19 protein-coding genes and 1 tRNA gene are annotated in these 19,997 nt (G+C 59.2%); 18 read left to right on the top strand and 2 right to left on the bottom strand.

Annotation, left to right across the window (positions count from 1 at the left end):
* The 5 genes from VOI21_RS23160 to VOI21_RS23140 all read left to right on the top strand — a co-directional run.
* On the top strand, positions 1-451 hold a 451-nt coding region (locus tag VOI21_RS23160), incomplete at its 5' end, for a hypothetical protein (RefSeq protein ID WP_323772343.1).
* Positions 452-785: 334 nt separating this feature from the next.
* Positions 786-1,799: an amino acid ABC transporter substrate-binding protein gene (locus tag VOI21_RS23155; protein ID WP_323772342.1), complete on the top strand. Its 1,014-nt coding sequence runs from the start codon at positions 786-788 to the stop codon at positions 1,797-1,799.
* A gap of 74 nt (positions 1,800-1,873) precedes the next feature.
* Positions 1,874-3,121: an ABC transporter permease subunit gene (locus tag VOI21_RS23150; RefSeq protein WP_323772341.1), complete on the top strand. Its 1,248-nt coding sequence runs from the start codon at positions 1,874-1,876 to the stop codon at positions 3,119-3,121.
* Between the two features lie 11 nt (positions 3,122-3,132).
* Positions 3,133-4,515, top strand: a complete 1,383-nt coding sequence (locus tag VOI21_RS23145; RefSeq protein WP_323772340.1) for an amino acid ABC transporter permease — start codon at positions 3,133-3,135, stop codon at positions 4,513-4,515.
* 12 nt (positions 4,516-4,527) lie between these two features.
* Positions 4,528-5,310 (top strand): amino acid ABC transporter ATP-binding protein, encoded by a 783-nt coding sequence (locus tag VOI21_RS23140; protein WP_323772339.1) that lies wholly within the window; start codon positions 4,528-4,530, stop codon positions 5,308-5,310.
* Positions 5,311-5,621: 311 nt separating this feature from the next.
* On the opposite strand, the gene VOI21_RS23135 is transcribed toward VOI21_RS23140, so the two are convergent.
* Positions 5,622-5,867 carry a hypothetical protein gene (locus VOI21_RS23135; RefSeq protein ID WP_323772338.1) on the bottom strand — a complete coding sequence of 82 codons (246 nt, stop codon included), beginning with the start codon at positions 5,865-5,867 and terminating at the stop codon, positions 5,622-5,624.
* Between VOI21_RS23135 and VOI21_RS23130 the strand changes: the two genes are divergently transcribed.
* The 11 genes from VOI21_RS23130 to VOI21_RS23080 all read left to right on the top strand — a co-directional run bounded on the left by VOI21_RS23130 (position 5,845) and on the right by VOI21_RS23080 (position 15,850).
* Positions 5,845-7,620 (top strand): PHA/PHB synthase family protein, encoded by a 1,776-nt coding sequence (locus tag VOI21_RS23130; RefSeq protein ID WP_323772337.1) that lies wholly within the window; start codon positions 5,845-5,847, stop codon positions 7,618-7,620. The genes VOI21_RS23135 and VOI21_RS23130 overlap by 23 nt on opposite strands.
* A gap of 421 nt (positions 7,621-8,041) precedes the next feature.
* A complete protein-coding gene (locus VOI21_RS23125; RefSeq protein ID WP_323772336.1) occupies positions 8,042-9,436 on the top strand; it encodes an MBL fold metallo-hydrolase in 1,395 nt (464 codons plus the stop codon).
* Positions 9,429-10,832, top strand: coding sequence for a F0F1 ATP synthase subunit beta (gene atpD, locus VOI21_RS23120; RefSeq protein ID WP_323772335.1), 1,404 nt, complete (start codon positions 9,429-9,431; stop codon positions 10,830-10,832). The genes VOI21_RS23125 and atpD overlap by 8 nt, the downstream gene beginning before the upstream one ends.
* On the top strand, positions 10,829-11,269 hold the full coding sequence (locus VOI21_RS23115; protein WP_323772334.1) for a F0F1 ATP synthase subunit epsilon: 441 nt from the start codon (positions 10,829-10,831) through the stop codon (positions 11,267-11,269). The genes atpD and VOI21_RS23115 overlap by 4 nt, the downstream gene beginning before the upstream one ends.
* Positions 11,266-11,556 carry an AtpZ/AtpI family protein gene (locus tag VOI21_RS23110; RefSeq protein WP_323772333.1) on the top strand — a complete coding sequence of 97 codons (291 nt, stop codon included), beginning with the start codon at positions 11,266-11,268 and terminating at the stop codon, positions 11,554-11,556. The genes VOI21_RS23115 and VOI21_RS23110 overlap by 4 nt, the downstream gene beginning before the upstream one ends.
* Complete coding sequence (locus tag VOI21_RS23105; RefSeq protein ID WP_323772332.1) at positions 11,553-11,831, top strand: hypothetical protein; 279 nt, start codon at positions 11,553-11,555, stop codon at positions 11,829-11,831. The genes VOI21_RS23110 and VOI21_RS23105 overlap by 4 nt, the downstream gene beginning before the upstream one ends.
* On the top strand, positions 11,828-12,523 hold the full coding sequence (locus VOI21_RS23100) for a F0F1 ATP synthase subunit A (RefSeq protein WP_323772331.1): 696 nt from the start codon (positions 11,828-11,830) through the stop codon (positions 12,521-12,523). The genes VOI21_RS23105 and VOI21_RS23100 overlap by 4 nt, the downstream gene beginning before the upstream one ends.
* Complete coding sequence (locus VOI21_RS23095) at positions 12,520-12,762, top strand: F0F1 ATP synthase subunit C (RefSeq protein ID WP_323772330.1); 243 nt, start codon at positions 12,520-12,522, stop codon at positions 12,760-12,762. The genes VOI21_RS23100 and VOI21_RS23095 overlap by 4 nt, the downstream gene beginning before the upstream one ends.
* Positions 12,763-12,769: 7 nt before the next feature.
* The gene (locus VOI21_RS23090) at positions 12,770-13,498 is read left to right on the top strand and encodes an ATPase (protein ID WP_323772329.1); all 729 of its coding nucleotides are present in this window, start codon (positions 12,770-12,772) and stop codon (positions 13,496-13,498) included.
* Positions 13,488-15,005 (top strand): F0F1 ATP synthase subunit alpha, encoded by a 1,518-nt coding sequence (locus VOI21_RS23085; protein ID WP_323772328.1) that lies wholly within the window; start codon positions 13,488-13,490, stop codon positions 15,003-15,005. The genes VOI21_RS23090 and VOI21_RS23085 overlap by 11 nt, the downstream gene beginning before the upstream one ends.
* Positions 15,002-15,850, top strand: coding sequence for a F0F1 ATP synthase subunit gamma (locus VOI21_RS23080; RefSeq protein ID WP_323772327.1), 849 nt, complete (start codon positions 15,002-15,004; stop codon positions 15,848-15,850). The genes VOI21_RS23085 and VOI21_RS23080 overlap by 4 nt, the downstream gene beginning before the upstream one ends.
* Positions 15,851-16,182: 332 nt before the next feature.
* Here the strand turns inward: VOI21_RS23080 and VOI21_RS23075 are convergent.
* Positions 16,183-16,259 (bottom strand) — tRNA-Met (locus VOI21_RS23075).
* Between the two features lie 273 nt (positions 16,260-16,532).
* On the opposite strand from VOI21_RS23075, the gene VOI21_RS23070 reads away from it, so the two are divergent.
* Positions 16,533-17,159: a hypothetical protein gene (locus VOI21_RS23070; protein ID WP_323772326.1), complete on the top strand. Its 627-nt coding sequence runs from the start codon at positions 16,533-16,535 to the stop codon at positions 17,157-17,159.
* Between the two features lie 225 nt (positions 17,160-17,384).
* A complete protein-coding gene (locus VOI21_RS23065; RefSeq protein WP_323772325.1) occupies positions 17,385-19,886 on the top strand; it encodes an ATP-binding protein in 2,502 nt (833 codons plus the stop codon).
* Positions 19,887-19,997 lie beyond the last annotated feature (111 nt).

Raw genomic sequence — 19,997 nt, 5'->3', positions numbered from 1 at the left:
TAGAAAAAACCAACAGCTCTATACATATCCAAATACAAAAGCCCCCACGAGTAAACACTCGCGGGGGCTTTTGTCCGTCCAATCATATACAAAAATCCATATTCAAATACTCGTATCTGAATGCAAGAGCGCCGGCTTCGGTGCTTTTGCGCGGTGCGTTGAGCCGACTTTCCTGCCGGCATTCGAACATCCAGTCGCCCGAATGCGCATCGCTGTGCCGACGTCGTTGGCACATTTGGGTCGCTCGCCCCGTGGCAGTCTCAGGATGGCCACGTGGCAAGGGTGCAGAGTTGCGCATGTGTCGATCGACGCAATCGACTTGATGCGTGATCGCTCATTTGCAACGTCTTTGGGGATTCGCCTTGTGATGATCCACGCGCCCCGCGAAGTGACTAAAAAAGCAGCGTTGCCTGTTGTTGGGAAAACACAACCAACTTTCCCAGACCAGTAGCCCATTTGGCCTAAAACACAATTTAATGCGCAGTTTCAAGGGTCTAACGCGTATCCAAGCCGCGTCTTTGGTTTTCTTTCTAGTTCAGGCATGGGCTGGCCACGCCACCGAACAAACTATTAATTTACACCAGTAAAAATTCGGATTTAGGTTTGTTGCCATGCTGTCCGCGAAGACACCCTTCTGCGGTCGATCGATTGATCTGTCTCAAGACGGACCAAATTCGGCTCTTTGGGGAGGAGCCTTGGACAGTTTGCAAGCAAGGGGCATCTGCTCCAAAAAAGAGGACGGGCTGTCACTCGCAGCCCGGACCAAGACCAACATGGAGACTAAAATGAAATCCAAAATTCTTTCCCTGGCGGCTGTTGCCGCTCTTGTCGCAGGCGGCGCTGCGGCAGGTACGCTCGACGATGTGAAAGCCGCGGGTAAACTCAAGTGCGGTGTAAGCCAGGGTCTGCCGGGCTTCTCGACGCCTGACGACAACGGTCGCTGGACCGGTCTGGACGTGGATTATTGCCGTGCGCTTGCAGCAGCAGTTCTGGGCGATGGCGAAGCCGTAGACTTCGTTTCATTGTCGGCAAAGGACCGCTTTACCGCGCTGTCCTCTGGCGAGATCGACGTGCTGTCGCGCAACACCACCTGGACCATCACGCGCGACACCGATCTGGGCATCACCTTCACCGGCGTCAGCTACTACGACGGTCAGGGCATGATGGTTCCCAAGAACCTCGAAATCACATCGGCTCTGGAACTGGACGGCGCAACCATCTGCACCAACACCGGCACCACCACCGAGCTGAACATCACCGACTACTTCAAGCAGCACGGCATGACCTTTGAACTGGTCGCGCTGGAGAACTCGGACGAAGTGATCGCGGCCTATGGCGCCGGTCGTTGCGAAGTCTTCACCACCGACCGTTCCGGCGTGGCCGCCGAGCGTCTGAAGCTGGCCAACCCGGATGACCATATGGTCCTGCCGGAGACCATCTCGAAAGAGCCGCTTGGCCCGTCGGTGCGTGCCGATGACAAGCAGTGGGAGCTGATTTCGCGCTGGGTTCTGAACGCCCTGATCGAAGCCGAAGAATATGGCATCACGTCCGAGAACATCGAAGACATGAAAGCCTCGGCCAATCCGTCCGTCCAGCGTATTCTGGGTGTGGGCGACAACGACTACGGCGCGCCGATGGGTCTGGACAGCCAGTGGGCCACTCGCGCAGTCGCGGCTGTGGGCAACTACGGCCAGATCTATGATCGCAACGTTGGCCCCGACACCCCGCTCAAGCTGGACCGTGGCGTGAACAACCTGTGGAACAAAGGCGGTTTCATGTACGCCCCGCCGATCCGCTGATCCTCTGATACTGAAAGGGACGGGTTTTCCCGTCCCTTTCCCATAAAAAACATAACAATCGACGGGGAACACACATGAGCTCTGCGAGCGACAGCGAAATAGAGGCAAGAGGCGAGCGCAGGGGCCTAGCGGCGCTGGTCTTTGACGCCAAGGCCCGATCCCTATTCTTTCAAGCGGTTCTGGCGATCCTGATCATCTTTGCGATCGCGGTTGCGATCCGAAACGCCGGGGCCAACCTCGCCGAACAGGGACGCGAATTCGGGTTCGATTTCTTTGATCGCCCATCTGACATCCAGATCCTGACGACATTCGGGACGTGGCTTATCGGGTACGAGGCCGGTGAGAATACGATCTGGGATGTGTTCCTGCTGTCGATTGCCAACACGCTGATCCTTGCCATCGCGGGCGTATTCTTTGCGACGGTTTGGGGGTTTCTCCTGGGCATCTTCCGGCTATCGAACAACTTTGTCCTCAACGGCTTTGCCACGATCTATATCGAGCTTTTGCGCAACGTTCCGCTATTGCTGCAGATCTTTTTCTGGACGGCTGTGCTGCGCCTTGTCGCACCGGGTCCACGAGATTCAGGCTGGTTGGTACCGGGGCTCTTGCAGATCAACTCCAAGGGCATCTATGGCCCTTATCCCCTGGTCGAAGACGGCTTTGGCTACACGATGGTGGCCTTTCTGATCGCCTGTGTGGCGGCCATCGTCTTTGCCCGCTGGGCCAAGCGCAATCAGGAAAAGACCGGACGACAAAGACCCGTGGCCTTGATAAATCTTGGCCTGCTCATTGGTCTGCCAGTTGTGGTCTATCTGCTGTCGGGGCGTCCGATGACCATCGAATGGCCCAACTTTGTGACCGAAGGTCCAATTCTGCGCCGTGGTTTTGAGCGGGGCATCGGCAGTTACATCGCGCCAGAATTCTTTGCGCTGTTTGTTGCCCTGTTCAGCTATACAGCAGCCTTCATCGCTGAAATCGTGCGGGCGGGCATTCAGGCCGTTCCGAAAGGCCAGTCAGAGGCCGCAGGAGCGCTAGGCCTGCCGGACAGTCTGGCGATGCGCAAGGTTATCCTGCCGCAGGCGTTCCGGGTGATCGTTCCGCCGCTGACCTCGCAATATCTGAACCTGACCAAGAACTCATCTCTCGCCGCTGCCATTGGCTATCCTGAGCTGGTTGCCGTCTTTGCTGGCACCACGCTGAACCAGGTTGGCCGGGCGATTGAAATCATTGCCATCGTGATCCTTGTGTATCTCGTGATCTCGCTGCTCACGTCGGCCTTCATGAACTGGTTCAACAACCGCGTGAAGCTGGTCGAGCGGTAGGGGATAGAGGCATGACACAACAACACGACATCGCGTTCGTTCGCACAGAAGACGCGCCGCGCATGGCACCTCCACCCTCGGAAATCGGCCTGCGCGGGTGGCTCTGGCGGAATATCTTTGCCTCTATGGCGGACTATTCCTCTCCCGGTAAGGCGATGGTCTCGGTCTTTATGACCCTGATCACGGTCTTCACCGCATACGCCCTCATCTGGATGAGCTGGACGCTGCTGAACTTTGCCGTCTTTTCGGCGACTTTCTCCGATCCGGCGGGCATCAAGCGTGAAGCTTGCATTGAAAATGCCGGGGCCTGTTGGCCGTTCGTTCAGGCCAAATGGTATCAGTTCATGTACGGGTTCTACCCCCGCGAAGAGGTCTGGCGGGTGAACATCTGCTTTGCGATGCTGGCCATTGGCGTCGCTTGGCTGATCTTTCCGTTGCCACATCGCAGCAAGGTGGCGATTTTCATGCTCACCGGCTTTCCGATCCTTTGCTACGTCCTGCTGAACGGCATGCCGATCGAGCGGGCCGGAGACGTCGGTGAGGTGGTGTCGGGCGTCTGGTTCCCGTTGATCCTGATGGGCATTGCCCTGGCGGGGTGGTGGCTGACGGCCTCGGGCAAATACGGCGACGTGATTGGTGCGTTTGCCCCGGCCCTGCTGATGGCGGCCGTGGTACTGGGCATCTTCGCGGTCCTGCCTTTGGTTACCATGGTCATCGACGTGGCGCTGGGAACCGAAGTGGTCGAGACGAACAAGTGGGGCGGTCTGACGATCACGCTGGTTGTGGCGATCTTCGGTATCGTGATCTCACTGCCAGTGGGGATGCTGCTGGCGCTTGGACGGCAGTCCAAGGCCCCGATCATCCGCTATTCCTCGATCATCTTCATCGAGGTCGTTCGCGGCATTCCCCTGATTTCGGTCCTGTTCTTCGCCTCTGCCATGTTGCCCTACTTTCTGGCGCCGGGCGTGGATTTCAACAAGCTCTTGCGCGCCATGATCGGTGTGGTCCTGTTCGCGTCGGCCTATATGGCCGAGGTGATCCGGGGCGGCCTGCAGGCCATTCCAAAGGGCCAGTACGAAGGCGGCATGTCGCTGGGCCTGTCATTCTGGCAGCAGATGCGGCTGATCATCATGCCGCAGGCACTGACCACAGTGATCCCGGGCATCGTCAACACCTTTATCGGCCTGTTCAAGGATACCACGCTGGTCCTGATCATCTCGATCTTCGACCTGCTGGGCATCCTTTCGGCCACGTTGAAAGACCCTGAATGGTCGACCGCCAGCACTGCTTACACCGGCTACCTTGTTATCGCGCTGATCTACTGGATCTTCTGCTTCGGCATGTCGCGATACTCGGTTTACATGGAAAACAAGCTCAACCGGTCGCACCGGTAAGGAGTTGAGACAATGACAGAACAAGCACCCGTTGCCCGCAAGGAAATGACCGTTTCGGACGAAGTGGCCATCGAAATCACGGGCATGAACAAGTGGTACGGCACCTTTCACGTCTTGCGGGACATCAACCTGACCGTCTACCAGGGAGAGCGGATCGTGGTTTGCGGCCCTTCGGGGTCGGGCAAATCCACGCTGATCCGCTGCATCAACGCGCTGGAGGAGCATCAGCAGGGGTCCATCGTGGTGGACGGCACGCGTCTGACGACGGACCTGAAAAATGTCGACAAGATTCGGTCAGAGGTTGGCATGTGCTTTCAGCACTTCAATCTGTTCCCGCATCTGACGATCCTTGAAAACTGCACACTGGCCCCGATCTGGGTGCGCAAGACACCCAAGAAAAAGGCCATCGAAACGGCCATGCACTTTCTGGAAAAGGTCAAGATCCCCGATCAGGCTGACAAGTACCCCGGTCAGTTGTCCGGTGGTCAGCAACAGCGCGTCGCTATCGCACGTTCGCTTTGCATGATGCCGCGTATCATGCTGTTCGATGAGCCAACTTCGGCGCTGGACCCCGAGATGATCAAGGAGGTTTTGGACACGATGATCGAATTGGCCGAAGAGGGCATGACGATGATCTGCGTGACCCACGAAATGGGCTTTGCCCGGCAGGTGGCCAACCGGGTGATCTTTATGGACCAAGGCCAGATCGTCGAGCAGAATGAGCCCAAGACCTTCTTCGACAATCCGCAGTCCGACCGGACCAAGCTGTTCCTCAGCCAGATTCTCGGGCACTGAACCAACACTTGGGCACGAAACAAAAGGCGCCACCGGACTCGGTGGCGCCTTTTTTTGTCATCGGATGTGGGCGGCCTTGAACACATCTGTCACGCGCTGATGATGCGGGTGCAATTGCACGGCACCCCCTTGGCCGACGTCCATTGGGGCAAGCCCCATCAGAAGACCTGCGGTGAGTCTGACAACCGACCCGGTCGGCACGCGCAGCTTGACCAATCCCCCACCATCAGCATTGAAGAGGCCAGACATATTGGCGGCCTGCGGCTATGGACATACAACTATCACCACCCCAGCGCGGACAGCGGAGGTGGTCACACGACGGTTTCGTTGTCTTTGACTGCTCTTCGAATCGGATTTTGCTGGCTTGGATTGGTGCCGTTTAGGCGCACGCTCGACCAGCGCAGACCGCGAAACTGAGACAGGTCAAGGCGACCGTGCAGAATATCCTCCAAACTGGGCTGGCGGGTAACATTCCCCGTCGTCATGCGCAGAAAGTACCGGTCCGGAATGCCTAAAAACTCGACGAAGCCAGACATGAAGCCAGAAATTTTGGCCAAGGCGATGCTTCCTGCCGTCGTGGACACAGCAGACCCGCATCCCCACGCCGATCTTGACCGAGCGGTGCGCGGTGCTGCTGCGGTCGCGACGGGCGGCGTGTCGCCTCTTGCCATGATGCAGACTTGGTCGGACTGGGCCATTCACATGGCCCGCGCACCTGGACGGCAGTTGGAACTTGCCCAACACGCGGGGGAGAACGCAGCAAAGCTGATGGGGTTTGCCGCAAAAACGATGTCGGGAACAGCGTTGGAGCCGCCCTTTGCCCCAAAGGCATATGACCACCGGTTCACCGATTCCGGTTGGCGGAAGCCGCCCTTTAGCCTGTGGCAGCAATCTTTCCTTGCAACGCAGGACTGGTGGGATCACGCGACAGAAGGGCTGCGCGGTCTACGACCGCAAGATTCCGACCGCGCCCGGTTTTTGGTGCGCCAGATGCTGGACACGGTGTCGCCATCGAATTTCCCGGCCACAAATCCAGAGATCATCGACGAAACCGTCAGGACGAGCGGGCGCAACCTGCTGGAAGGCGCGGCTCATGCCGCCGAGGATGTGCTGAACACCGTGACGCAAGCGCACAAGCCGCCGCCCGAAGGGCACGAAGTGGGAAAGGATCTGGCCTGCACGCCGGGCAAGGTGGTCTATCGAAACGATATCTGTGAATTGCTTCAGTACAGCCCACAGACAGATCAAGTGCAGGCTGAGCCGGTGCTGATCGTGCCGGCATGGATCATGAAATACTACATTCTCGATCTGTCGCCGCAGAATTCACTGATCAACTATCTGGTCGGTCAGGGTTTTACCGTCTTCGCCATCTCATGGCGCAACCCGACGGCCGATCAGCGCGATCTTTCGCTGGAGGATTACCGCATTCGCGGCGTCATGGCTGCAATCGATGCGATCAACGCAATCCTTCCGGGACAAAAGATTCACGCCAACGGCTATTGCCTCGGCGGCACGATGCTAGCCATTGCGGCGGCGACGATGGCGCGGGACAGCGATGACAGGCTTGCCTCGGTCACGCTGATGGCGGCGCAGGTAGATTTCTCAGAAGCAGGTGAGTTGCTGCTGTTCCTTGACGAAAGCCAAGTGGCCTTCCTCGAAGACATGATGTGGGCGCAGGGCTATCTGGATCGTCCGCAGATGGCGCGCGCTTTTGCATCAATACGCGCCGAAGACCTGATCTGGTCGCGCGCCGTGCGCCGCTATTTCCTTGGGCAAGACGACCTGCCAAGCGATATCGGTGTCTGGAACGCGGACACGACCCGGATGCCCGCTTTGATGCATTCACAATATTTGCGTGGCCTGTTTCTGGAAAACCGGCTCTCGGCCGGGCGGTTCGCTGTCGAAGGGCGGGTCATTGTGCTGAAAGACATCACAGTGCCTCTGTTCGTGATTGCAACAGAGACCGATCACATCGCGCCTTGGAAATCAGTCTACAAGACGCGGCTGTTCACCGACTCAGACCTGACGTTTGTGTTGACCAAGGGCGGGCACAACGGTGGTATCCTGTCTGAACCGGGCCATGCGGGCCGTCACTACCGGATCGGGCATCGCGCGCCGAACGATCTGTACGTTGATCCAGACACGTGGCTTTCTCAGACCTCTCAGAAAGAGGGGTCGTGGTGGCCGGAATGGATCGACTGGCTGACTGTGCAAAGCGGCGATACGACGGAACCGCCGAATATGGCTGCGCCAGAAAAGGGCTTTCCTGTGCTGGGGGATGCGCCGGGTACTTACGTGCTTGAGAGTTAGCGCCGCCGCCTTAGTCCGAGATGCTGGCCGGATTGATGGGTATCGATCCAGAGCGGCAGCGAAGTGGCCGCTTCGCCTGTCATCCGCTCGAACAAGAGGTGGGTTCGCCATCTTGCCTGTCACTGTCGACGGCGTCGTGGACTTTGATGCCGTCGGAAGCAGGCGCGCTCGGGACACGACGTATTTCACAAGCGGCGCTGATCCGGATTACGACTTTGTATAGTTGCGGCAAGGCGGGCCTCGTCTGAAGCCAATACAATGCCCAAAAACCGGCGAATGATTAGGATCAAGGCATGACCGGCCGGGCAAGGGTAACCGTCATTCCAGACAAGTGAGGGTAGCCGGTCATTCATGCGACGCCTCAAGGGTCCGTGACGGCAAGCCGATCGTCGGTTGGCCCCACACTGAAAGGATCGCGTTCATGCAAATTTCGTTTCACGGTGCTGCCGGTCAGGTGACCGGATCATGCCATCTGTTTGAACATGCTGGTCGCCGCATCCTGATCGACTGCGGTCTGTTTCAGGGCTCACACGAAGCGGATGATGAGAACGCTGGCGACTTTGGATTCGATCCCTCGGACATTGACGTTCTGCTGCTTACGCATGCGCATCTGGACCACTGCGGGCGCATTCCGCTTTTGGTCAAGCGAGGATTCCGGGGCGAGATAATTTCCACCGCCGCGACCCGAGAGCTTGCCCGCGTCGTGATGCTCGATTCCGCCCATATTCAAGAGGAAGATGCGAAACACCAGGCCCGATACCAAAGGCAACGTGGGCGCAAAGCTTTGCCCGGGCTTTACGGAATCCCGGATGCGTTGCGCGCGATGGATGCCTTCGGTCGGGTGGCGCGGCTTGACGATCCGATTGACCTTGGTCGCGATATTCGGGCCACGTTCATTGAAGCGGGGCACATCCTTGGCTCCGCATCGGTCGTTGTCGAGGCTGGCACCGGTCGGGATACCCGCCGCATCGTCTTTTCCGGCGATCTCGGGAATGGCGGGCGGTCTGTTCTGCCTGACCCCGCCACCCCACCTGAGGCGGACTATGTGGTGATCGAAAGCACTTATGGTGATCGCGCACACCGCAGTTTCGAAGCGTCCCGGACAGAGTTGATCGAGGCAATCCGTAAAATCCATGATCGTGGTGGAAACACCATCATTCCCAGCTTTGCTCTCGAACGGACGCAGGAAATCCTCTTTGTCCTTTCTGAAGCTGTGCGAAAAAAAGAGCTGCCGGAAAACCTTGCAGTCTTTCTGGACTCGCCCATGGCGATTTCGGCAACCGAAATATTCGGCCGATATCCAGACGCGTTTCAATCGCAGTTCCGGAAAACCTTGGCGGCGCGTGATCCTTTTGGTCTTGAGGGGTTGCAGTTCACCCGGGGGGCTGACGAGTCAAAGGCGATCAACCGGATCACCTCTGGTGCGGTGATCGTTGCGGGATCGGGGATGTGTACCGGTGGCCGGGCGGTGCATCACCTTCAGCGCAACCTCTGGCGAGAGGAGTGCGGGGTTATTTTTGTTGGCTATGCCGCAGAGGGCACGCTGGCGCGCCGTCTTGTCGATGGCACGCAAAGCGTGAAGATTTATGGGCAGACGGTTGCGGTGAAGGCCGAAATCTTCACGATCAACGGGTTCTCGGCCCATGCGGACCAGGCAGAGCTTTTGGCGTGGCATTCTCATACCGGCCGACCGAAACGCACTTTTGTCGTCCATGGCGACCCTGACCGGGGTATGACCCATCTGCAAAAGGCGATTGAGGCAGCGGGTTTGGCGGTATCATGCCCCAAGATGCACGAAAGCATTCACCTTGACTGACCGGGCAACAGTGACCGCAGTGCGTGGACCGGTTTTGGACCTTCGCGTGGACGGGGCGTTGCCGGCCATCCACGACGCCGTGGAAATCGCCACGGGAGATCATATCGTTGTCGCTGAGGTTCAGGCACATCTGGACGCGCATCGTGTACGTGTCATCGCCCTGCAATCCACCCAAGGCATCGCGCGTGGCATGCCGGTCCGACTGACCGGTGCCCCGCTCAGCGTTCCTGTGGGCCCGGCGGTGCTGGGTCGGTTGCTGGATGTGATGGGCCGGATCGGGGACGACAAAGGCCCGCTGCCTGCGGACACGCCGCGTCGCCCGATCCATCATGCTGCGCCGTCGTTGGCTGATCAGCGCGGCCAGACACAGATTTTCTCGACCGGGATCAAGGTGCTTGACCTGCTGGCGCCGCTGGCCCGTGGCGGAAAGTCGGCGATGTTCGGCGGTGCCGGTGTCGGCAAGACGGTTCTGGTGACCGAGCTGATCCGCGCGATGGTGTCCGGTTATGACGGCATTTCGGTTTTTGCGGGTGTCGGCGAACGGTCGCGAGAAGGCCACGAGATGCTGAACGAGATGCACGACAGCGGGGTCTTGGACCAGACCGTTCTGGTCTACGGGCAGATGAACGAGCCACCCGGCGCGCGTTGGCGTGTGCCGCTTACAGCCATGAGCATCGCCGAGTATTTCCGCGATGAGCAGGGCCGCAACGTCCTGTTGTTGATGGATAACGTGTTCCGCTTTGTTCAGGCGGGGGCAGAGGTGTCGGGCCTGCTTGGCCGCATGCCCTCGCGCGTGGGATACCAGCCGACTTTGGAGACCGAGGTGGCGGATTTGCAGGAACGCATTGCCTCGGTGGGGCGTGCCTCTGTGACCGCCATCGAGGCCGTCTATGTGCCGGCAGACGATTTCACCGACCCCGCAGTTTCGGCGATCAGCGCGCATGTCGACAGCACGGTCGTCTTGTCGCGGCAATTGGCGGCAGAGGGGATCTATCCAGCAATTGACCCTATCGCGACCACCTCGGTGCTGCTCGATAAGCTTGTCGTCGGTGAAGAGCACGCCCGCGTGGCAGGCCATGTGCGTGAATTGATCGAACACTATCAGGAACTGCGCGACGTGATCGCGCTGCTAGGTGTCGAAGAACTGGGGCGCGAGGAACGCCTGCTGGTCGGGCGCGCGCGGCGGTTGCAAAGGTTTTTGACGCAACCCTTTTTCGTCGCCGCCGCCTATACCGGGATGGAAGGCCGGTCCGTTCCGCTGACCGAGACAGTGGCCGGCTGTGCGGCCATCCTTGCGGGTGAATGCGACGACTGGGACGAAGGCTCGCTTTACATGATCGGCAATCTGGACGAGGCGCGCGCCCGGGAAGAACAGCGGAAAGGCGCCGCTACATGAGCAAGACGCTGACCCTGACCGTAACCACGCCGCTTGACGTCGAAGTCGCGGAGACCGGCGTGACCTCGGTTCGCGCCGAGGACCGCAGCGGCAGCTTTGGCCTTTTGCCCGGTCATGCGGATTTCCTGACGGTGCTGGGTGCGTCGGTGCTGCGCTGGCGCGGGTCCGAGGGCGTCTGGCACTATTGCGCCCTGCGGGGCGGGATTCTGCGGGTGAGCGCAGGCGACACGATCGACGTCGCCTGCCGAGAGGCTGTCCGCGGGGACGATCTGTCGGTTCTCGAAGCGCTGGTAAAAAAGAACGTCGCCAATCAGGTGGACGCGGCACGGCGGGCGCGGGCCGAACACACCCGTCTGCACACAAATGCGATCCGCAGCCTGATGCGACAACTCGGCCCGACCTCGGGTCAGGACGATCTTGCGGAGGATTTCAGATGACCGACCCCAAACCGGACCCTGACGAAAGCCACTTGGCAGACGCGGCGAGGCGCACTCAGGCGCGCGAGGAGGCCGGCAAACGCGATCCCGAACCGTCACTTGCAAGACGATTTGGGCAAATCGGCGTGTTGGGCTGGGTGATTGTGGGGCCGACCGTTCTTGGCGTGTTGGTCGGCAACTGGTTGGATCGCCTGCTGGACACTGGGATCATGCTGTCGGCGGCGCTTACCATGCTGGGCGCGGGGCTGGGGCTTTGGCTGGCGCTGCGCTGGATGCATGAACAATGAGCGCGCTGGCGACATCCGCTGTGATCGCAGTACTTGCCGCCCTCGCGGGTTTGCTTGTGGGACTGCTGCATTTCTGGAGCCTGCGTCTGGTCGCGGATCGCCTTGTCGCCGGCCAGATGTCAGCGGTTGTGCTTCAGATGGCGCGCTTGGTTGGGTTGGCGTTGTTCTTGTACCTGTGCACCTGGTTCGGAGCTTTGGCGCTGCTGGGGGCGGGTGTCGGAGTGATGTGCGGACGCGCTGTGGTGTTACGCAGAAAGAATGCGGGGACGCCATGACCGACTCACCTCTCAGCCTAGCTTACGCCTTCAACATCGGTCCTCTGGCCATCAGCTGGGCTGTCGTGGTCACTTGGGGCGTCATTGCCTTTTTGGGTCTGGGGTCCTTTTTTCTGACACGGCGGCTTGCGATCCGGCCCGGCAAGATGCAGGCGGTGCTAGAGCTTGTGGTTGGCGCAATTGACGACCAGATCCGCGCCACCATTCCCGGCGATCCGGGACGATACCGGGCGCTGATCGGCACGCTTCTACTGTTCATCCTCGCGGCAAACTGGTCCTCGTTGATCCCCGAGGTAGAGCCGCCAACGGCGCATCTGGAAACCGACGCGGCGCTGGCCTTGATCGTATTTCTGGCCACCATCGCCTATGGCGTCAAAGCGCAGGGTGCATGGGGCTATCTGAAAAGCTTTGCCCGACCCAGTTGGGTCATGATCCCTCTCAATCTGATTGAGCAGATCACCCGGGCATTCTCTTTGATGGTTCGCCTGTTTGGCAATGTGATGAGCGGCGTTTTTGTGATCGGTATCGTGCTGTCACTTGCCGGTCTTCTGGTTCCAATCCCCCTTATGGCACTGGATATGCTGACTGGCGCGGTCCAAGCCTACATCTTTGCGATACTCGCCCTCGTGTTCATCGCTTCAGCGGTCGAGGAAGATATCCCTGACAAGGCCCAAAAGGAGTCTCAAACATGAACTATGTCCATCTTGTAAGTGTCATCGCGGCCGCGCTGGCGGTTTCGTTCGGCGCGATAGGTCCGGCGCTTGCGGAAGGGCGGGCCGTTGCGGCGGCGATGGATGCCATCGCCCGTCAACCGGAAGCGTCAGGCACCATCTCACGTACCTTGTTTGTTGGACTTGCCATGATCGAAACGATGGCGATCTACTGTCTGGTGGTCGCGCTTTTGCTGTTGTTCGCCAACCCCTACGCCTGAACAAAACATGCAGTTCGATTGGCTCACCTTCATTTTGCAGATCGTGAACGTCCTCGTTCTATTGGCGATTCTGCGGCATTTCCTGTTCCGCCCGGTGGCCGACATCATCGCCAAACGGCAGGCAGAGATCGTCGCCGCCAAAGATGCAGCTGACGCCGCGCAGGCCCAAGCAGCCAAGGCCGAAGCGGATGCCCATGCCGAGACTGAAAAGACCGCGTTAGCGCGCAACGACGTGCTGGCCAGCGCGCAGTCCGACGCTGAAAAGCAGCAAGCAAAAATGGTCGAGGCCGCCCGGGCCAAGGCCGCAAAAATCGTCGACGACGCTCAGGTAGAGGCCGCCAAGGTCGCCAAGGGGGCGCAGGCCCAGACCTTGCGTCGTGCAAAAGAACTGGCCGAGACCATTGCCCAAAAGGCGCTTTCGGATTTGCCGGCCCCGCCGACCATATCGGGTTTTGCCCAACGTCTCGCCGCTGAACTGGCTGCCATGACCGAGGACAAACGCAAGGTTCTACTTTCGGGCGCGCACCTGAAACTGGTCGCCGCCCATGCGCTGAGCGACGCCGATGTTGCGGCAGTCAAGGACGCCTTGGGGGCCATGGGTCTGGGCGATGCGGCTATAGATGTCGATCCGACCCTAATTGCCGGGCTCGAGCTGCGATCTGCCACGGGGACAGTCTACAACTCTGTCGCCCATGACCTGCAGCGCATTTCGGAGGCGCTGGGCAATGGCGACTGATCCCGGACTCGAAGCCCTGAAATCCCGTGTCGCTGCGGCCAGGCTGGGTCCGGAGATGCGAGAGACCGGCGCTGTGACTGAAATCGCGGACGGGCTTGCGCATGTTTCGGGCCTGCCCGGGGCGCGACTTGGCGCAGTGTTGGAGTTCATCGGCGGCGCGCGTGGGTTCGTGCTGAACCTTGACGAAACCACGCTTCAGGCGGCGTTCCTTGACCCTACTGCGGGGATCGAGGCAGGCAGCCCGGTAAACCGGACCGGGGATCTGTTGTCCGTCCCGGTCGGTGACGCGCTCTTTGGCCGGGTGGTCGATCCTCTGGGTCGTGCGCTCGATGATCTCGGCCCTGTCAAAGCCACTGAAGTCGTCGAGATTGAGCGCCCTGCACCGTCGATCATAGAGCGCGACCTTGTAACCGAACCTGTGGAGACGGGTTTGCTGGTGGTCGATGCCCTCTTCGCAATCGGGCGCGGACAACGCGAACTGATCATCGGTGAACGGGGCACCGGCAAGACCGCGATCGCTGTGGACGCAATCCTGAACCAAAGAGACAACGATATTGTCTGCATCTACGTCGCCATCGGTCAGCGCACAACGGCGGTGCGCCGGGTGATCGAGGCGGTGCGCGAAAAAGGAAACCTTTCGCGCACGATCTTTGTGGTTGCTCCCGCCACTTCGGAACCGGGCCTGCGCTGGCTGGCCCCCTTTGCGGCGACGTCGATGGCCGAAGCGGTAAGAGACCGTGGCGGGCATGCGCTGATTGTATATGACGACCTGACAAGACACGCGGCTGTGCACCGAGAACTTGCGCTGTTGTCGCGCCAGCCGCCCGGGCGCGAGGCTTATCCCGGCGACATTTTTTATCTGCATGCGCGGCTGCTGGAACGCTCGGCCAAATTGTCGAAGGCCAAGGGCGGCGGCTCGCTGACCGCGCTGCCGATTGCCGAGATCGAGGCCGGAAACCTGTCTGCCTATATCCCGACAAACCTGATCTCGATCGCTGACGGGCAGATCGTGACATCGGCGGCGCTGTTTGCTGGCAATCAACGCCCGGCCGTCGACGTCGGGCTGTCGGTCAGCCGCGTTGGCGGCAAGGCACAGCCGCCCGCGCTCAAGTCGATGGCGGGTCGCCTGCGGCTTGACTATGCGCAATACCTTGAGATGAAGATGTTTGCGCGGTTCGGTGGGTTTGGCGACGAGGCCATGAAGAAACGGCTCGAACGCGGCGCACGTATTGGTGCGCTGCTGGCACAGGATCGCTACGCGCCGTTGTCGACGGCTGCGCAGGTGGCATTGCTGGCAGCACTGGCAGACGGTGTGCTTGATCCCGTTCCCATCGACCAGTTTCCCGCCCTCAAAGCCTCGTTGGGACCGCTGATCGCGGCCGAGCCGCAGCTTGCAGGTCTGAGCATGGCACCCGGCGTGGACGATGTGACCCGCAAGGCCGCGAACGCCTGCGTCCGGACCGCCATCGCACGACTGCCTGCCCAACCGGCTGACCCGACGACATGAACCGACCGGACGACATCCGCGACCGGATCGCCAATATCCGCGAGATTGAGAGCATTGTATTGACGCTGCGCGCGCTTGCGGTCGCCCACCAGCACGAAGCGCGCGCCCATCTTGCACCGATCCGCGCCCATGAGGTCAGCGTGGCAATGGCGCTGTCCACCGCATTGGCTGCGGCACAAGCGACCGCGCCCCATCCAAAGGACGTACCGGGGCTGGTTATCGTGATCGGCTCGGCGCAGGGTTTTTCGGGTGTCTTCGGCGACCGGATCGCCGATGCGGCGCTGGCCGAAGCCACCCGGGGTGCAGACATTGTTGCTGTTGGTGGGCGCACCTTGGGCGCACTTGGTGAAAGACGGGTAACGCCGGTCTGGTCTACCGAAACCGCAACACATGCCCAAGAGGTGCCATCGCTGGCCAGCCGTCTCTCTGATGTCCTGTTCGAACGGCTGGCAAAGACGGCGGGCGAACCCGTCGCGCTCCTGTTCGCAGACCCTGACGCTACGGACCTGTCTTTGATTCGCCGCTCGCTGTTTCCGTTCGACTTCAACCGCTTCCCCGCCATGACAGAGGACTTGCCTCTGACCTCGCTATCCGCAGGCGCGCTGGTGTCGGATCTGGTTGAGGAATACGTGTTCACTGAGCTGTGCGAAGCGCTGATGCTGGGATACGCGGCAGAAAACGGGGCCCGTGCGGCGGCCATGTCCCGCGCGCAGACAAACGTCAAACGTATCGCCGCAGATCTTCAGGCAGAGTTCCAGCGGTCCCGCCAAGAGCAGATGACAACCGAGATCATCGAACTGTCTACGCCTGCGATGCCCCGCCATTCCGCCCTGTCGTTACCCTGATGACGCTGCCAAATCCGCCCTCCGGCGGAATGCTGGGATGAAACGGTGGGCGGTCTTTGGAGCCTGACAGGCAAATAAGCCGAGGACATTCAGTCCTTTTGGTTCTCTGCCTTTGCGGAGCATAAAGCGTGCACTACACTGGCCGGGAAACACCCGACCGAACGGTGATTGAGGCGGCGAGCGTGTTTCGCTTAGCTTAGGCCTGTCTTGGCCCCTGAAACTGGTTGGGTTGACTTGATAGGGGACACCGCCCAACAGACCGCCACAGTCCGGGGTCTCCCAAAACGAAAAAACCTCCGCGGTAGAACCAGCGGAGGTATCGCAAATTGTATTGGTTGCGGGGGTAGGATTTGAACCTACGACCTTCAGGTTATGAGCCTGACGAGCTACCGGGCTGCTCCACCCCGCGACAGTGGGTGCTAGGTATATCGCTACGCAGCGGACTGCAAGGGGGCGTGAGGACTGAATGTGAAAGTTTTTCAACACTCCTTCATTGCGACCATTCGCAGGCGTCAAGGGCAGTTGGCGGGGCCGCTAACGTTTGTTGTCGGAAGGCTTTGTATCGCTTGTCGGGCCTGCCAGCGCACCTGATGGGCTGGTATACCTGAATATACCTGCACAGGGCGTTTTGGCTAAGCAGGGTACGTACCCAATGCTATGGCCGCTCATATGGAGGCTCCCCATGACACGCGTCTCAAGGATGATCGCCGGAGCGATCTTTACGGCGGCTGGCACTTTGGCCTCCGCACAGACACAGGTCGGGCCAAGCCCATGTGACTTTGAAACTGAAACCAAGGACGATGTCATCGCAATGGCCAAAATCCGGATGGATGAGCTGGTCAAAGACGGTTTGATTCTGTCGCTTGGGCCGCTCAAGGCAAGATACGAACGTAAAGGGAGCACACCGCTGCCGAACTACATTTACGTTCCAGAGGGCAAGCCGCGGATCACCATTGGGTTTGCCAAGGTGGTCGACGCGTCCATGTCCGTTGAGGCGCTGCAAGACGCCGTCTCGTTCGTTGCGAACAACGGATACCCGGTTCCGGGGCTGGATGCGTACACGGAGTGGGACATTCACGCGCAATCCCCCAGCAGCAGCACGGACCACGGCATCCAGATATTGTCGTCCAGTCCCGGTCAGATGAGATTGAAGGTTTCGTATCCCCGGTTTTTCGCACTCTACGGTATCGACATGAGAAGCGATGTTTTCCATTGGGCGGATGTCTCGACCCCGGCAAGTTGCTTTTTCCAGATTCGACGCGACTTTGCGGGAGAGGTTGAGTTTTTGCTGGAGATCGAAGGCTGGTAAGGATTTGGGTCCTTTATGAGCGTCTCGCATGTCCCGTCGCGGCACCACAAAGAGACGCCTTTGAGGTCAGCGTGTTAACGTTGCCAGGCGGTGCGTAACCCTCCTCACAAAGGGTGTTCGCCCTTGTCCGCGCTCCGTTCACGCGGTCTGCTTAACCTGTTTTGAACGGTTTTCCGCGAAAGCTGTGGCACCGACATAACCCGACAGGTGCGGAGCGAAACCAAATTGACGCTGGGCGAGACAGCAAGCGCGCGAAAGTCGGTGTTGTTTAGCCGGGTCTACGTTCCGGCGTGGATTGCCTTCATCGTTCTGTCGTTTGTCTTTGTCATCGCGGAACAGCAGAACCGCACCATTCACTTTCAGTCTCAACGTGCAGAGGTTCAAACCGATGCCGGACTGATCCGGTCAAAGCTAGAGGGATCGCTGAACGCTGACATTCAGCTTGTGCGCGGGTTGATTGCGGTTTTGTCGACTGATCTGGGCATGACACAAGACCGGTTCAGCGAAATCGCCAATCTGGCGATTGGCGGAGATGAGCAGTTCATCAATATCGCGGTAGCCCCCGATCTGGTCGTCAACCTCGTGCATCCGTTTGAGGAAAACAGCGCGGTGATCGGCCTCGATTACAAAGAAACGGCCGCGCAAAGAAACGCGGTCATGCGTGTGCGTGAGACAGGCGGCATCGTTCTGGCTGGACCGGTCAATTTGGTTCAGGGCGGGATTGGGTTTATCGCCCGTTTCCCGGTGTATGCCAAAGGCCCTTCGGGGCCTCGGTTCTGGGGGATACTCTCAGCGGTGATTGACGCTGAGGCGGTTTACCGGGATGCGGGTATCATCGGCCCCACGGAAACTCTGAAAATTGCTCTCAAAGGGCAGGATGGGATGGGCGATGCGGGTGCCCTGTTCTTCGGCGACCCCGCGATTTATGACCAAGACCCCGTCTTTCTGGAGATTGTTTTGCCTGCCGGGACCTGGAAATTGGCGGCGATACCCAATGGAGGATGGACGAAATCGCCAGACAACCTTTGGCTTTTTCGGATCGGTCTTTTGATTGCTGGCAGCATGGTCCTTTTGCCGACGTTTCTGGCTTGTCGGATGTCGGCCTTTCGTCGTGGCGTGATCCAGACACTGCACCAACGGGAAAGGGAGCTGGAAAAACACCAGAAAGAGCTAAGCCGCCTGTCCACCGTGGCGCAACTCGCCTCGGACAGTATCGTCGTGACCGACCCGGAGGCGCGGATCATCTGGGCCAACGCAGCATTTGGCAAGATGACCGGTTACACGCTTGAAGAGGTCAAGGGGCGAAAGCCATCGCAAATATTGAATGGCCCGGAGACCGATCCGCAAACTATCCTCGAAATCGCGCGGCATCTCAAACATGGTGAAAAATTCCGTACCGAAATATTGAATTACACCAAGTCGGGGGAAATGATCTGGGTCGAGACTCATCTTGTCCCGGTTCGTGACGTTCAGGGCAAGGTGTCCATGGTCATCGGCGTTGAACGTGACATAACGAAAAATAAGCAACGCGAACGCGAGCTTGCAAATGCTAAATTGGCTGCGGAAAAAGCGGATCAGGCGAAATCCGAATTTCTGGCCAACATGAGCCACGAAATCCGCACTCCGATGAATGGGATCATCGGTATGGCAGAGCTTTTGGCCGATCATCCACTGCCCGCTGAGCAAAAACAAAACGTGGATCTCATTCGCAGTTCGTCAAAGGCCCTGCTGAAGATCATCAACGACATTTTGGATCTGTCGCGTCTTGAGTCCGGAAAGGTTGTTGTGTCCGATGAGGACTTTGAACTGCGATCCTGTATCGAGGATGCGGTGGATCTCATCCGGTCCGCAGCGCGCGAAAAGGGCCTGGAAATCCGGTTGGACATTTCCGAAGAAATTCCCAAAGTGGTGCGTGCCGACGATGGTCGCCTTCGCCAGATATTTTTGAACCTTGTTGGAAATGCGGTGAAATTCACGTCGGTGGGCTGTGTTTGCGTGCGCGCCACCTGCGCCCCGCATGACCCTTATCGCTTGATCATCGAGGTGACGGATACGGGCATCGGAATGGCGCCAGAAAAGGTCGATCAGGTGTTCGAGCGGTTCTCCCAAGCGGATGGCACGATCTCGCGGGCATTTGGGGGCACCGGACTTGGCCTGACGATTTCGCAAATGCTTGCCGGGCAAATGGGGGGGCACATCCGCGTGGCCTCATCCTTGGGGGTGGGAAGTGTATTCACCCTCGAAATTCAGACGAGCACGCCATTGGGTCCGATCAAACGGGACGGGGAGGTCATCCACACTGACCTGAACATACTGATCGGCAAAAGGGTTTTGCTTGCCGAAGACAACAAGACCAATCGCATTCTCATTCGTAAATACCTGGCGGGTTTGCCCGTCGACTTAATCGACGCGGAAAACGGTCGCCGCGCTGTCGAACTCTGTCAATCGCTGGCCCCGGACATCGTGTTGATGGACGTTTCCATGCCGGAACTGGACGGGCTGGCCGCAACCCAAGTCATCAGAAATCTGCCAATCCCCCAGCCGCCCATCATTGCCTTGACAGCCAATGCGTACGACAGCGACAGGGACGCATGTCTGCGGGCCGGAATGGACGCATTTCTGGCCAAACCGATCAGCAAGGGGCAATTGATTTCGATGCTTGCGACGGTTCTGGCACAAGGGACCTCCGTGCAAAACCCCGCTGTTGGCAAGCGGGTGTCCGGGTAACAGATAAATGTGACCGCAGTGCGCCATGATGGCATTCATAAGATACCCTTGCCATTGAGATGCAGCCGGAAAACGCGGCCTTTTGGCGGCTCAGGCCCGAAAAACAGAATC

This window comes from Antarctobacter sp., from assembly GCF_034670325.1.
Taxonomy (GTDB): domain Bacteria; phylum Pseudomonadota; class Alphaproteobacteria; order Rhodobacterales; family Rhodobacteraceae; genus Antarctobacter.
Note: the sequence above shows the minus strand (reverse complement) of the source record. Positions and strands in the feature narration are given on the sequence as shown.